At 50.0% G+C, this 254-nt stretch carries 1 pseudogene; it reads left to right on the top strand.

The features are described 5' to 3' along the window. Positions 1–254: pseudogene (locus CWB99_RS23670) on the top strand (ATP-binding protein); the annotation flags it as partial.

Raw genomic sequence — 254 nt, 5'->3', positions numbered from 1 at the left:
CAAAATTTCTATCGATGTCAGCTGTACTCAGGATATTTTGTCTGTTCGGGTGCAGGACACCGGGATTGGGATGACATCTGCGGAGCAAAAAGAGCTGTTTAACGCCTTCCATCAGGCTGACTCGTCGACGACCAGAAAATATGGGGGCACCGGCCTTGGGCTAAATATCGCGTAGAGTTTGGCGCAGAAACTCGACGGGGATATTACCGTTGAAAGTGAAGGTGGTTCTGGGACTGCGTTCACATTGTCTGTAG

The sequence above is a fragment of the Pseudoalteromonas rubra genome (genome assembly GCF_005887095.1).
Taxonomy (GTDB): Bacteria; Pseudomonadota; Gammaproteobacteria; order Enterobacterales; family Alteromonadaceae; genus Pseudoalteromonas; species Pseudoalteromonas rubra_E.
This window is presented reverse-complemented; position numbering and strand designations above follow the sequence as displayed.